Here is a 13,373-nt window from a genome sequence, read left to right as displayed (position 1 = left end):
CTCGCCACACCGCCCGCTGCGTTGCGCCCATGACCGCCATCAGCTTCGAGTTCTATCCGCCCAAGACCGACGAACAGCGCGCGCAGCTCGACCGCACCGCCGCGCGGCTCAAGGCCTATGCCCCGGAGTACGTCTCCTGCACCTTCGGCGCCGGCGGCTCGACCCTTAGCTACACCTCCGAGACCGTGCGCCACCTCAAGCAGCACCACCGTTTCGAGGCCGCGCCGCATCTGTCCTGCGTGGGCGGCAGCCGCGAGGAGATCCGCGAGCTGCTCAAGCTGTACCGCGCCATCGGCTGCCGCCGCCTGGTCGCGCTGCGTGGCGACCTGCCGTCGGGCATGGGCCACCCGGGCGACCTGCGCTATGCCGCCGACCTGATCGCCTTCATCCGCGCCGAGCACGGCGACGCCTTCCATCTGGAAGTGGGCGCGTATCCGGAGACGCACCCGCAGGCCCACGATGCGCTCAGCGACCTGCGCCACTTCAAGGCCAAGGTCGATGCCGGCGCCGATGCCGCCATCACCCAGTACTTCTACAACGCCGACGCCTACTTCCACTTCGTCGACGCAGTCCGCAAGCTCGGCGTGCAGATCCCGATCGTGCCCGGCATCATGCCGATCTCCAACTTCAGTCAGCTGCGGCGTTTCTCCGAGCAGTGCGGCGCGGAAATCCCGCGCTGGATCGGCAAGCGCATGCAGGCCTACGGCGACGATGCCGAGGCCATTCGCGAGTTCGGCGCCGACGTGGTCGCCACCTTGTGCCAACGCCTGGTCGACGGCGGCGCCCCCGGGCTGCATTTCTATACGCTCAACCTGGCCAAGCCCACCACCAGCGTCCTGGCACGTCTGCCCTCAGCCGTCGTCGCCGGCTGAGTGTCGCGGCCGCTGGCCGAACGCCGGGATTGGGGATTCGGGATTGGAGATTGGTAACAGCGGCGCGCGGCCTCGCTTTGGCGAATCCCCAATCTCCAATCCCGAATCCGAGCGCTCGTAAGGCATTCGCTCCGCGGTCACACCGGCTGCGGCTACGCTGCGCCGATGCGCGCCCTTCCGCCGATATTGCTGCTCCTGTGCCTATGCGTGTTCGCCCCGCCTGCCATGGCGCAGCGGGTGAACCGCTGCAGCGGGCCCGACGGCACCACCGTGTTCAGCGATCGCCGCTGCGAGGACGTCGGCGCGATCGACCGGCTACCGCCACCGGCGGCGCCCGGCAATGTCGGCAGCGCCGCTCGCGGCCTGGCGCCGCCGCAGTGCGTGCGCCGGCTCAGTGTGCTGGTCCAGCAGATCCGCAGCGCCGTGGACGCCCGCGACGTCAATCGGCTATCGGCGCTGTACTGGTGGAACGGCGTTTCCGACGACGGCGCGCAACGCATCTTCGACCGTCTGGAGGCGATCGTGCGCCGCCCCTTGGTGGCGATCGTGCCGGTGTTGCCGGACACCGGCGGGACGACCGCTCCCGCAGCCGGCACGTCGTCGACAGCCGCGTCCGCGACAACGGCCACGTCGGCCGCGGCGGAGGCCGACGGTGGCGAGGCACCATCGCGCCCGCATCCGACCGGCCTGCGCCTGCAGCAGACCCTCGCCGGCAGCATCACCCCCGCCTCCACCGTGCTGGACCTGCGCAGGCAGTACGACTGCTTCTGGATCAGTTTCTGAGAAGCCGGGAATGGGGAATGGGGATTGGGGAATCGCAACAGCGGCATCCCGTACGCACCACCCTACTCTCGCGCAGGAGCGGCTTCAGCCGCGACCGGTCGGAGATCCGCTGTCGCGGCTGAAGCCGCTCCAACGGATGCGGCACCGCCCTCGTTGGAGGATCACGGTGGGAGGGACTTCAGTCCCGACGCATTGCGCCATCGGAAAGCACGCCACTTCTTCTGAGGAGCCGGGATTCGGGAATGGGTATTGGGGAATCGCAACAGCGGCATCCCGTACGCACCCCCCTACTCTCGTGCAGGAGCGGCACCGGCCTCGTTGGAGGATCACTGTGGGAGGGACTTCAGTCCCGACGCATTGCGCCATCGGAAGCACGCCACTTCGCGTTTCGCGGCTGCATGACAGTTGACCAGGGAGCGGTTGCTGTCGCCCCACTCACGCCACATCGGCCGCCAGCAGCCACAGCCCGCGGATCGCGGCGATGCCCTGGCCGCCATGGCGGCGCGCCTCGGCGACTTGCGTCGACGCCAGGCCGCCGATCGGATAGATCGGCAGGGCGACCTGCTCGCGCAGGCGCTCGAACGCCTCCCAGCCCAGCGGCGCGGCGCCTGGGTGGCTGGCGGTGGGGGCCAGCGGCCCGACCACCGCGAAATCGCAGCCGATGCGCTGCGCCGCCTGCAATTCTTCGACGGTATGACAGGACGCCGCCACGGCCTGCCCGGCCGGCAACGGGCGCGCCTGCCACTGCGGCAGCTGCTCCGCGCCCAGGTGCACGCCGACACCCAGTTCCTGTGCCAGCGCCACGTCGCGGTTGAGCAGCACCTGCGCGCCACGCGTCGCGCACAGCGTCGCCGCGGTCCGCGCCAGCGGCGCCCACTGCTCGGCCGGCAGGCTGCGCGCACGCAACTGCACGCGGCGCACGCCGGCGTCCAGCGCGCGCTCCAGCGCCGCCAACCAGGGACCCGGCTCGGCCGGCTCCGGCGTCACCAGGTAGCAGGCGGGCTGGCGCAGCATCGCCACCACCGGCTGGTCGGCCGGCGGCATCGCGTAGCGACCCAGCTTGTCGGCGCTCACCCAGGTCAGCGCCTGGCCCTCGCGGCCGCGCGGCGTGCCCTTCCACGCCGCCACCTGGCGCACTTCCAGGCGCAGCCGCTTGTCCGGGTAGCGTTGCGGCACTTCCATCAGCCACTCGCCGACGACGGCCTCGATGCCCAGTTCCTCCTGCAACTCGCGCACCAGCGCCTGCTCCGAGGTCTCGCCGGGTTCGCGCTTGCCGCCAGGGAATTCCCACAGCCCGGCGAGGTCGCGGCCCTCGGTGCGGCGGGTCAGCAGGATACGGCCACGCGCATCGGTGATGACGCCGGCGACGACATGAATGGATCTGAGCGGTTCGGACATGGCGCAAGCTTGCCGTTTCCGGCAGCGCCAACGCAATCAACCAGGGTCACATTGGCGCCGATCGGCTGTGGAGGGCAGCGACGCCCACGCAGCCAGGCAGTCCCCAGGCGATGGTCTTTTTGGCGGCGCGCCAATGACGGCAGGCGCCTACCGCACCAACGCCAGAGCGTCATCGGAAATGGCCGTGAGTGGGCGCTGGTCCGCCTGCAACGCTGCCCGGCGCGCGCCGCGCAACGCGCTGCGGCGGCGCGCATGGCGGTGATTGCCGCACTTCCACCACCGCCGCCCGCTCAGGCGCCCAGGCTGTGGCCGATCCGCCACAGCACGCCACCGGGGTCGTGCAGGGTGAAGTCGCGCATGCCCCAGGGACGGTCCTCGGGCTCGCCCAGGCGCGCGCCGTAACGGCCCGCCAGGTCGGCTGCATGCAGCCGCCGCCACCAGGCATCGGCGTCCTCCACCCACAGATGCAGCACGAGGTTGCGCGCCAGGCCCGCGTGGTAGAAATCCTGCAGCAGGAACGCGCAACGGTCGCCATGGCGGAAGCAGATCAGGCCGTCGCCGAGCGGCTCGGGCGCGAAGCCTACGTCGGCATAGAACCGCGCAGACAGCGCGAGATCCTGCGCCGGCACGAAGACCTTCAGTTCCAGGCTGGGCGAAGGCTCCACGGCAGGCCTACAGAGGCAATGGCGACATCGGCCAGCCTACGCGCCGCACGCACGATACGCCACGTCGGCAAGCGCATCGATCCAAGCCCTTCCCAAAAACAGAATGCCCCGCGCAAGGCGGGGCTATTCGCAAATGTGTGATCGACCCAGCACCTGCATCCGTCGCTCACTCCTTCGCCGAAGGAAGTGCACCGGCTGGTGTGCGGATGTGATGGCCGGCGCACCGGCACCCACAGCGTGCGACGCCGAATGCGGGACCGCCGCGCGCTTGCGCAGCGGTCCGCGCAACGCCAGGCTCAGCTCAGCTGGCCGTGGCAGTGCTTGTACTTCTTGCCGCTGCCGCAAGGGCACGGATCGTTGCGGCCGACCTTCGGCGCTTCGCGGGTCACCTGCGCCACGGTCGGCGCTCCCGCCTCGCCGCGCTGCACCTGCTCGGCTTCCTCGTCGGCGCCGTAACCGCCGGCGTCCTGGTGCTGGAACTGGGCCTGGCGCAACTGCGCCTCCACCTGCTGGCGCTCCTGCGCTTCGAGCGCGGCCACTTCCTCCTCGCTGCGGATGCGCACCCGCGCCAGCAGGGTGACCACTTCGCGCTTGGCGTGCTCCAGCATCTCCGAGAACAGCTCGAACGCTTCCTTCTTGTATTCCTGCTTGGGCTGCTTCTGCGCATAACCGCGCAGGTGGATGCCCTGGCGCAGGTAGTCCATGCGCGCCAGATGCTCCTTCCAGCTCTGGTCGAGCACGGTGAGCATCACGTGCTTCTCCAGCGCGCGCATGGTCTCGCCGCCGATCGCCGATTCCTTCTCGCGGAAATGGCGGTCCACTTCCTCGCGCACCTTCTCGACGATACCGTCCGCGTCCAGTTCCTCGTGGCGCTTGACCAGGTCGGTGATCGACAGCGACAGGCCGAGTTCGCTGGCCAGCGTGGCTTCCAGGCCCGGCAGGTCCCACTGGTCGTCCACCGAGTTCGGCGGCACGAAGCGCGACACGATGTCGTAGATCACGTCGTCGCGGATGCCGTCGACGTTCTCCTTGACCGACTCGGCGTCCAGCAGTTCGTCGCGCTGGGCGTAGATCACCTTGCGCTGGTCGTTGTTGACGTCGTCGAAGTCGAGCAGGTTCTTGCGGATGTCGAAGTTGTGCGCCTCGACCTTGCGCTGCGCCTTCTCGATCTGCCGGCTGACCAGCTTGTCCTCGATGACGTCGTCTTCCTTCATGCCCATCATGCGCATCGCCTTCTGCACCCAGTCGGAGGCGAAGATGCGCATCAGGTTGTCTTCCAGCGACAGGTAGAACCGCGAGGAACCCGGGTCGCCCTGGCGGCCGGAACGGCCGCGCAGCTGGTTGTCGATACGCCGCGACTCGTGGCGCTCGGTACCGATGATGTGCAGGCCGCCGGCGGCCTTGACCGCGTCGTGGCGCTCCTGCCAGGCCGCCTTCAGACGCGCGCGCGTCGCGTCGTCAAGCTCCTCGCCCAGCGCGTGCAGTTCGGCTTCCAGCGAGCCGCCGAGCACGATGTCGGTACCGCGGCCGGCCATGTTGGTGGCGATGGTCACCGCGCCCGGCTGGCCGGCGTTGGCGACGATCTGCGCTTCGCGCTCGTGCTGCTTGGCGTTGAGCACTTCGTGCTTCACGCCGGCCTTGCGCAGGTGCTCGGACAGCATCTCCGAGGTCTCGATCGAGGTGGTACCGACCAGCACCGGCTGGCCGCGCTTGGCGCAGTCCTCGATGTCGGCCAGCACCGCGTTGAACTTGCCCTGGCGGTTGAGGAACACCTGGTCCGGCCAGTCCTTGCGGATGGTCGGGCGGTTGGTCGGGATCACCACCACTTCCAGGCCGTAGATGCTCTGGAACTCGTAGGCTTCGGTATCGGCCGTACCGGTCATGCCGGACAGCTTCTTGTACATGCGGAACAGGTTCTGGAAGGTGATGCTGGCCAGCGTCTGGTTCTCGCGCTGCACCGGCACGCCTTCCTTCGCTTCCACCGCCTGGTGCAGGCCGTCGGACCAACGGCGGCCCGGCAGGGTGCGGCCGGTGAACTCGTCGACGATCACTACCTCGCCGTCGCGCACGATGTAGTCGACGTCGCGCTGGTAGATCGCGTGCGCACGCAGCGCCGCATTGAGGTGGTGGACCACGCTCAGGTTCTGCGCGCCGTACAGGCGGTCTTCCTCGTCGGTGAGGATGCCGGCGGCGCGCAGCAGTTCTTCGGCGTGCTCCATGCCCGCTTCGGACAGGTGCACCTGCTTGCCCTTCTCGTCGACCCAGAAGTCGCCCTCGCCCTCTTCCGACTCCTGCTTGACCAGCTGCGGCACGATGCGGTTGACGCGGATGTACAGCTCCGGCGATTCGTCGGCCGGGCCGGAGATGATCAGCGGGGTGCGCGCTTCGTCGATCAGGATCGAGTCGACCTCGTCGACGATGGCGTAGTTAAGGCCGCGCTGGAAGCGGTCGGCCTTGGACAGCGCCATGTTGTCGCGCAGGTAGTCGAAGCCGAATTCGTTGTTGGTGCCGTAGGTGATGTCGGCGGCGTAGGCGGCGTGCTTGTCGCTGTGCGGCATGCCCGGGTACACCACGCCCACGCTCAGGCCCAGCCAGTTGTACAGCTTGCCCATCTGCGCGGCGTCGCGGCGCGCCAGGTAGTCGTTGACGGTGACCACGTGCACGCCCTTGTCTTCCAGCGCGTTGAGGTACACCGGCAGCGTCGCGACCAGGGTCTTGCCCTCGCCGGTGCGCATTTCCGCGATCTTGCCCAGGTGCAGGACCATGCCGCCGATCAACTGCACGTCGTAGTGGCGCATGCCCAGCACGCGTCGGCTGGCCTCGCGGCACACCGCGAACGCCTCCGGCAGCACCTTGTCCAGGGTCTCGCCGCCGGCGATGCGGCCACGCAGTTCCGGGGTCTTGGCCTGCAGCTGCTCGTCGGAGAGCTGCTCCATCTCCGGCTCCAGCGCATTGATCTTGGCGACGATACGGTGGAGCTGGCGCAGTTGGCGCTCGTTGCGGCTACCGAAAACGCGAGTAAGCAGACTGTTGATCATTGAAGGAACCGGTTGGAAAGGAACGCCTCGACGGCCCGATCCCCAGGGAATCGACGGGCCGCAAACGAAACAGGGCGCGAGGCGCCCTGTCGATGGCAAAGCACATTGTAGCTTGGGGCGGCGCCCGGCGATTCAAGCGCCGGCACGCCAGCCCCCGCAAGGCTCAGCCGCGGCCGCGGCGACCCACCGGAATGGCGCCATCGCCGAGGAACTTGGCCGGGTTCACCACCACCCCGTCCTTCCACACCTCGAAGTGCACGTGGGCACCGGTGGAACGGCCGGTGGAGCCGGCCTTGGCCACTTCCTGGCCGACCCGCACCAGGTCGCCGACCTTCACCGACAGCCGCGAATTGTGCGCGTAGCGGGTGACATAGCCGTTGCCGTGGTCGACCTCGACCACATTGCCGTAGCCGCCGCGCACGCCGGCGTAGCTGACCACGCCGTCGGCCACCGCCAGCACCGGATCGCCGACGTTGGCGTGGAAGTCGATGCCCTTGTGATTGCCGGTGCCGCGGCCGAACGGATCGGCGCGGCCGCCGAAGGCCGAGGTGATGTAGCTGTTGCGGATCGGCATCCGCGAAGGCACCGCGTTCTGGTCCAGCTGGTGGTCGAACAGCAGCGATTCCAGCACCGACAGCTGCTGGCCGGAGGTGGCGAACTGCTGCTGCAGCCCGTCCAGTTCCTTGCCGAGCTGCTGCGCGGGCATGTCGTGGCTGGGCTCGTCGTCGCCGCCACCGACGCCGACCGGCTGGTCGAAATCGAACTCGCCGTCCTGCAGCTTGCCCATGCGGGTCAGGCGATCGCCGAGTGCGTTGAGCCGGGTCGCCTGCGCCTGCAGTTCGCCCAGCCGCGCCGCCAGGGCGTTGACCTGGGTCTGCGCGTCGCGGCGCACCTGCGCCAGTTCCTGGTCCTGCCGCTCGAGCTTGGCGCGCATCTGCGCCGAACCACCCCATCCGGCTGCGGCGCTGACGCCGATGCCGAGTACCATGCCGAGGCCGAGCACCGCACCGAGCGCGGCGAGGGGGCGACGATCGGCGAATTCGCGCAATCGCCACGGCAACGTCTTGACCCCCTTTTCACTGGAACGGATTACGATCTTCTTGAACGTCATATGAGTTTTCATGTCTAAGCGAAAGTCCGGCGAAGGCCATACCGCCACGCCACAGCCGGCGCTGGACGCCGCACTGGCGGACAAGGCGGGCGACCCGTTGCGCCGCGCCCTGTGGCTCGACGCGCTGGACCGGCAGTTACGCCCCCATCTGCCGCCGAACCTGGCCTCCCGGTGTCGGTTGGCCAATGTGAACGGCGAACAGCTCGTTTTTCTCGTTGAGTCTCCGGTCTGGCACGCCCGGGTCAGGCTGGCCGAGGCCGACATCCTTGCTGCGGCCCGTTCCCTCGGGCTGAAAGCCACCAAAGTGACCGTCAAGACTGCGACTGCGCCCGCGCATTCCCCAATGCAGCAGGCAAGAAGCACGCCGGCTCCGGTTTCTGCGGCCACGCACAAGGGGTTGCGCGAGGCCCTGGCTTCCCTGCAGGACGTCGTCTCCGCGACGCCCGATGCGACCACGGGCTCCGACCGTGGCCGTCGACGTACGTAGACACGCACGCCGCGACCGACGCATCCTAGCGGGCGTCGGGCGCGAGGTCGTTACCGATTCGTTAAATCGGCGTTAAGGGGAGAAGAAGGAACGGCCGATTGCCGATTCCGTGATACCCACCTGACCGTCACCGGGTTGAACGGTTCAGGCGTAAGCCGCCGCCCCGTAAGCCACCGGCGCCTGCTGCGCGGCGGATTCGAAGCTGACCCACTCCCACGCCGCCTGTTCGGCGAGCAGGGCGCGGACCAGCTTGTTGTTCAGTGCGTGGCCGGACTTGTAGCCCTCGTAGGCGCCGAGGATGGCACCGCCGGCCAGGTACAGGTCGCCGATCGCATCGAGGATCTTGTGGCGCACGAACTCGTCGGCGTAGCGCAGGCCGTCGTCGTTGAGCACGCGGAACTCGTCGAGCACGATGGCGTTGTCCATCGAACCGCCCAGGCCGAGATTGCGCTCGCGCATGTACTCCAGGTCGCGCATGAAGCCGAAGGTGCGCGCGCGGGAGATTTCCTTGATGTAGGCCATCGTCGAGAACTCGATCTCCTGGCGCGACTGCTTGGCCGGGATCATCGGGTGGTCGAACTGGATGGTGAAGCCGAGCTTGTAGCCGCCGTCGTAGGGCACGAAACGGGCGATCTTGTCGCCGTCGCGCACTTCCACTTCGCGCTTGATGCGGATGAAGCGCTTGGCCTTGTCCTGCTCGACGATGCCCGCCGACTGCAGCAGGAACACGAACGGACCGGCCGAGCCGTCCATGATCGGCAGTTCGGCCGAGGACAGTTCGACGATGGCGTTGTCCACGCCGAGGCCGGCCATCGCCGACATCAGGTGCTCCACCGTCTGGATCTTGGCCTGGCCGCGGCTCAGGCCGGTGCACAGCGTGGTCTCGGTGACCAGCTCGGCATCGGCAGGCACGTCGACCGCCGGATCCAGGTCCACGCGTCGGAACACGATGCCGTGGTCGGCCGGTGCGGGGCGCAGGGTCATGTAGACCTTGTCGCCGCTGTGCAGGCCCACGCCGGTGGCGCGGATCGTGTTCTTGAGGGTGCGTTGCTGGGTCATGGCAGACAGTCTGGGAACGTCTGTTCGCACGGGAACTGAACAGACAACGAGAATATCACGCGTTTAGCTAAATTTTAACAAAGCGGTCACAGCATCCCATCGGTGCAACGCTGGCCCGTGCCGGCGTCGCGGTCGCAAAAACCTGCCGGGTCGGGGGGACCCGGCAGCAAGGGACACGGCGCGCCGGCCAGGGAGGCGCTCCTGGACGGCGGTGTTGCGGGCCGGCGCGCGCCGGCCGATGATGCAGACCTCAGTCGGCCTGACGGCGCAGGAACGCCGGGATGTCCAGGTAGTCGCTCGGCAGGTCGGCCGCGGCCGGTGCCGGGGCGGACGGCGCGGTGCTCATCGACTCGCCGCTGGGACGGCGCAGGCCCAGGCCCATCGCACCGCCGACCGCCTTGGACACGGCGTCGCCGCCATGCTCGAAGTCGCCGAACTCCGGCTGGCCGGTGGTGGCGTTGCGCACCAGCTTGATCGGCGCGCGCTGCTCCGGACGCTGCGACTGGCGCGACACCGCGCGGTTCAGGCCGGTGGCGACCACGGTCACGCGCACTTCGTCCTGCATGTCCGGATCCAGCACGGTGCCGACCACCACGGTGGCGTCCTCGGAGGAGAAGCCTTCGATGGTGCGGCCGATCTCGTCGAACTCGGCCATGGTGAAGTCCGGGCCGGCGGTGATGTTGACCAGGATGCCGTTGGCGCCGGCGAGGTTGACGTCGTCCAGCAGCGGGTTCTGGATCGCCGCTTCGGCGGCGGCCTGCGCGCGGTCGTCGCCGCGGGCCGAGCCGGTGCCCATCATCGCCAGGCCCATTTCCGACATCACGGTGCGCACGTCGGCGAAGTCGACGTTGATCAGGCCCGGACGCACGATCAGGTCGGCGATGCCCTGCACCGCGCCCTGCAGCACGTCGTTGGCGGCGCGGAACGCCTGGATCATGGTGGCGTTGCGGCCGAGCACGGTGATCAGCTTTTCATTCGGAATGGTGATCAGCGAGTCGCAGTGCTGGCTCAGTTCCTCGATGCCCTTCAGCGCCACCTGCATGCGGCGGCGGCCTTCGAACGGGAACGGCTTGGTGACCACGGCCACGGTCAGGATGCCCATTTCCTTGGCCAGCTGCGCCACCACCGGCGCGGCGCCGGTGCCGGTGCCGCCGCCCATGCCGGCGGTGATGAACACCATGTCCGCGCCCTGCAGCGCGTCCATGATGCGCTCGCGGTCTTCCAGCGCGGCCTGGCGGCCGACTTCCGGGTTCGCGCCCGCGCCCAGGCCCTTGGTGACGTTGGTGCCGAGCTGCAGCTGCAGCTTGGCGCCGCAGTTCTTGATCGCCTGCGAGTCGGTGTTGGCGGTGATGAACTCCACGCCGTCCACGCTGCTGCTGACCATGTGCGCGACCGCGTTGCCGCCGCCGCCGCCCACGCCGACCACCTTGATCACTGCATTGGGTGCCATCTTTTCAATCAGTTCGAAATGCGCCATGTCCGTTTCCTCTTTGAGCCGTGAATGGGGAATCGGGAATGGGGAATCGGATCGCTCCGTTCGCTGTCCCGACACCCGCATTTCGGCGAGTGTTGTTGTTTGGAAGCTGGGAATGGGGAATCGGGAGTGGGGAATCGCAACAGCGCGTCTCCAGCCCGGGACCTTTTCCTCAGCGGAATTGCAAAAAAACCACGCCTACCTACCTTCTCTCACCGCTCTCCACCGATCTCACCGCACTGCCTTTGCTTTTGCTCTTACCCATTCCCAATTCCCGATTCACCCTTCCCGGCCCTCAAAACTCGCCGCGATACCAGTTCTTCAATTTCTTGAACAAACTGCCGGCGCGGCCGGTCGGCAGCGACGGGCGGCGCGGGTGTTCGATCTGGCTGCCCATCAGCAGCAGGCCCACGCCGGTGGCGTGCACCGGGTTGCCGACCACTTCGCCCAGGCCGGTGACGTGCTGGGGAATGCCCACGCGCACCGGCATCTGCACCATTTCCTCGGCCAGTTCGACCACGCCTTCCATCTTCGAGGCGCCGCCGGTCAGCACCATGCCGGCGCGCACCAGTTCCTCGAAGCCGGAGCGGCGCAGTTCCGCCTGCACCATCTCGAAGATTTCCTCGTAGCGGCCCTGCACCGCCTGCGCCAGCGAATGGCGCGGCATGCGCCGCGGCGGGCGGTCGCCGACGCTGGGCACCTGGATGCTTTCTTCGGCGGTGGCCAGCTGCGCCAGCGCGCAGGCGTAGCGCACCTTGATCTGCTCGGCTTCCGGGGTCGGCGTGCGCAGCATGTGCGCGATGTCGTTGGTGACGTGGTCGCCGGCGATCGGCAGCGAGGCGGTGTGGCAGATCGCGCCCTGCACGAACACCGCCAGATCGGTGGTGCCGGCGCCCATGTCCACCAGCACCACGCCCAGCTCGCGCTCGTCGGCGGTCAGCACCGCCACCGAGGACGCCAGCGAGGACAGGATCAGGTCGTCCACCTGCAGGCCGCAGCGCTGCACGCACTTGCTGATGTTGGCGGCGGCCGACTGCGCGCACACCACCAGGTGCGCGTGCACCTCCAGGCGCACGCCGGTCATGCCGACCGGGTTGCGGATGCCTTCCTGCGAATCGTCCAGCACGTACTCGCGCGGGATCGCGTGGAGGATGCGCTGGTCGGCCGGGATCGCCACCGCCTTGGCCGCTTCCAGCACGCGGTCCAGGTCATTCCAGGTCACCTCGCCGTCGCGGATCGGCACGATGCCCGGCGAGTTCTTGCACTGCACGTGGTTGCCGGAGATCGACGCGTACACCGAGCGGATCTCGCAACCGGCCATCAGCTCGGCTTCCTCGATCGCGCGCTGGATCGACTGCACGGTGGATTCGATGTCCACCACCACGCCGCGCTTGAGCCCGCGCGATTCGTGCGAACCGATGCCGATCACCTCGATCGGGTTGCCGGGCGAGTATTCGCCGACCAGCGCGACGACCTTGGAGGTGCCGATGTCCAGTCCAACGATGAGGGATTTGTCGCCTTTGCGATTCATGTCTTGGAGCCGGGAATAGAGAATCGGGAATGGGGAAGGGAGAAGAGCGGGCTCTCGCGATGGGATGGAGGGTCGGCCAGTGCCGCGTGCCGCGCGGGCTGGGCCGGCGCCGCGGGCTTCTTCTCCTTGCCCGGCTCCTTACTCGGCTCTTTGCTCTCGGGTACCCATGCCACGGTGAATCCGTTGGTGTAGCGCAGATCGGCGCGCGCCAGCGGCGGCTGGCCCGGCTGCAGCAGTTGCGGCAGCACCCGGGCGAAGCGCTCCAGGCGCGCGCGCGCGTCGTCGCGGCCGACCACCACCTGCACGCCGTTGCCCAGCGCCAGCGACCAGCTGCCGCGCGCGTCCAGGGCAACGCCCTGCACCGGCAGGCCGACCGGGGCGAACAGTGCGCGCGAGGTGTTGTATAGCGCGACCACGTCGGCGGCCTTGGCGTCCGGGCCGGCCAGATGCGGCAGCGCCACGTCGCGCAGTTCGTTGGGCAGGGCGAAGATGCGGCCCTGCTCGGACAGCATGCGGTCCGCACCCCAGCGCGCGAACGGGCGGTGTTCGACGACGCGCACTTCCAGCACGTCCGGCCAGCGCTTGCGCACGCGCGCACTCTCCACCCACGGCAAGCGCTCGATCGCGTCCTGCGCATCCTGCAGGCGCACCGCGAAGAAGCCACGGCGGGCATACGGCAGCACCACCTGGCGCAACTGCTCGGCGGACACGCGCTTGAAATCGCCGCTCACCTGCAACCGGCTCAGCGGCCAGCGCTCGGCCCCGACCCAGCCGTTGAGCACGGCCACGATCGGCAGCGCGACCAGGGCCAGCGCCAGCAACCAGGCGAGGATGCGCAGGGAGGCGTTCATCGGCGCACCTTCGGGTGCGCGGGAATGGGGAATCGGGAATGGGGAATGGGCAAGGCACAAGCGGCCGCGCACGCGGCACCGCTCTTGCCCATTCCCGATTCCCG

General features: G+C 68.5%; 10 protein-coding genes and 1 pseudogene. 3 read left to right on the top strand and 8 right to left on the bottom strand.

Features of this window, described 5'->3' with window-relative positions; genetic code table 11:
• Positions 1-29: 29 nt before the first annotated feature.
• Positions 30-872: a methylenetetrahydrofolate reductase [NAD(P)H] gene (metF, locus tag SLW52_RS01405; RefSeq protein ID WP_320694733.1), complete on the top strand. Its 843-nt coding sequence runs from the start codon at positions 30-32 to the stop codon at positions 870-872.
• A 165-nt stretch (positions 873-1,037) separates the two neighbouring features.
• Positions 1,038-1,655 carry a DUF4124 domain-containing protein gene (locus SLW52_RS01400; protein WP_320694734.1) on the top strand — a complete coding sequence of 206 codons (618 nt, stop codon included), beginning with the start codon at positions 1,038-1,040 and terminating at the stop codon, positions 1,653-1,655.
• A 435-nt stretch (positions 1,656-2,090) separates the two neighbouring features.
• Here SLW52_RS01400 and SLW52_RS01395 read toward each other — a convergent pair whose 3' ends face one another.
• The 4 genes from SLW52_RS01395 to SLW52_RS01380 all read right to left on the bottom strand — a co-directional run bounded on the left by SLW52_RS01395 (position 2,091) and on the right by SLW52_RS01380 (position 7,867).
• Positions 2,091-3,053: a Nudix family hydrolase gene (locus SLW52_RS01395; RefSeq protein WP_320694735.1), complete on the bottom strand. Its 963-nt coding sequence runs from the start codon at positions 3,051-3,053 to the stop codon at positions 2,091-2,093.
• Between the two features lie 290 nt (positions 3,054-3,343).
• Positions 3,344-3,718 (bottom strand): VOC family protein, encoded by a 375-nt coding sequence (locus SLW52_RS01390; protein ID WP_267100858.1) that lies wholly within the window; start codon positions 3,716-3,718, stop codon positions 3,344-3,346.
• 296 nt (positions 3,719-4,014) lie between these two features.
• The gene (secA, locus tag SLW52_RS01385; RefSeq protein WP_017909647.1) at positions 4,015-6,756 is read right to left on the bottom strand and encodes a preprotein translocase subunit SecA; all 2,742 of its coding nucleotides are present in this window, start codon (positions 6,754-6,756) and stop codon (positions 4,015-4,017) included.
• Between the two features lie 163 nt (positions 6,757-6,919).
• Complete coding sequence (locus SLW52_RS01380) at positions 6,920-7,867, bottom strand: M23 family metallopeptidase (RefSeq protein ID WP_017916714.1); 948 nt, start codon at positions 7,865-7,867, stop codon at positions 6,920-6,922.
• Positions 7,868-7,877: 10 nt separating this feature from the next.
• On the opposite strand from SLW52_RS01380, the gene SLW52_RS01375 reads away from it, so the two are divergent.
• Positions 7,878-8,354: a DUF721 domain-containing protein gene (locus SLW52_RS01375; protein ID WP_010340118.1), complete on the top strand. Its 477-nt coding sequence runs from the start codon at positions 7,878-7,880 to the stop codon at positions 8,352-8,354.
• A 144-nt stretch (positions 8,355-8,498) separates the two neighbouring features.
• Here the strand turns inward: SLW52_RS01375 and lpxC are convergent, their stop codons facing one another.
• The 4 genes and pseudogenes from lpxC to SLW52_RS01355 all read right to left on the bottom strand — a co-directional run.
• Positions 8,499-9,413 carry a UDP-3-O-acyl-N-acetylglucosamine deacetylase gene (gene lpxC, locus SLW52_RS01370; RefSeq protein ID WP_010340119.1) on the bottom strand — a complete coding sequence of 305 codons (915 nt, stop codon included), beginning with the start codon at positions 9,411-9,413 and terminating at the stop codon, positions 8,499-8,501.
• Positions 9,414-9,663: 250 nt separating this feature from the next.
• The gene (gene ftsZ / locus SLW52_RS01365) at positions 9,664-10,890 is read right to left on the bottom strand and encodes a cell division protein FtsZ (RefSeq protein ID WP_320739595.1); all 1,227 of its coding nucleotides are present in this window, start codon (positions 10,888-10,890) and stop codon (positions 9,664-9,666) included.
• Positions 10,891-11,182: 292 nt separating this feature from the next.
• A complete protein-coding gene (gene ftsA / locus SLW52_RS01360) occupies positions 11,183-12,418 on the bottom strand; it encodes a cell division protein FtsA (RefSeq protein ID WP_010340121.1) in 1,236 nt (411 codons plus the stop codon).
• Between the two features lie 173 nt (positions 12,419-12,591).
• Positions 12,592-13,269: pseudogene (locus tag SLW52_RS01355) on the bottom strand (cell division protein FtsQ/DivIB); the annotation flags it as partial.
• Between the last annotated feature and the right edge of the window lie 104 nt (positions 13,270-13,373).

It is taken from the genome of Xanthomonas sp. LF02-5, from assembly GCF_034105325.1.
Lineage (GTDB): Bacteria > Pseudomonadota > Gammaproteobacteria > Xanthomonadales > Xanthomonadaceae > Xanthomonas_A > Xanthomonas_A sontii.
This window is presented reverse-complemented; position numbering and strand designations above follow the sequence as displayed.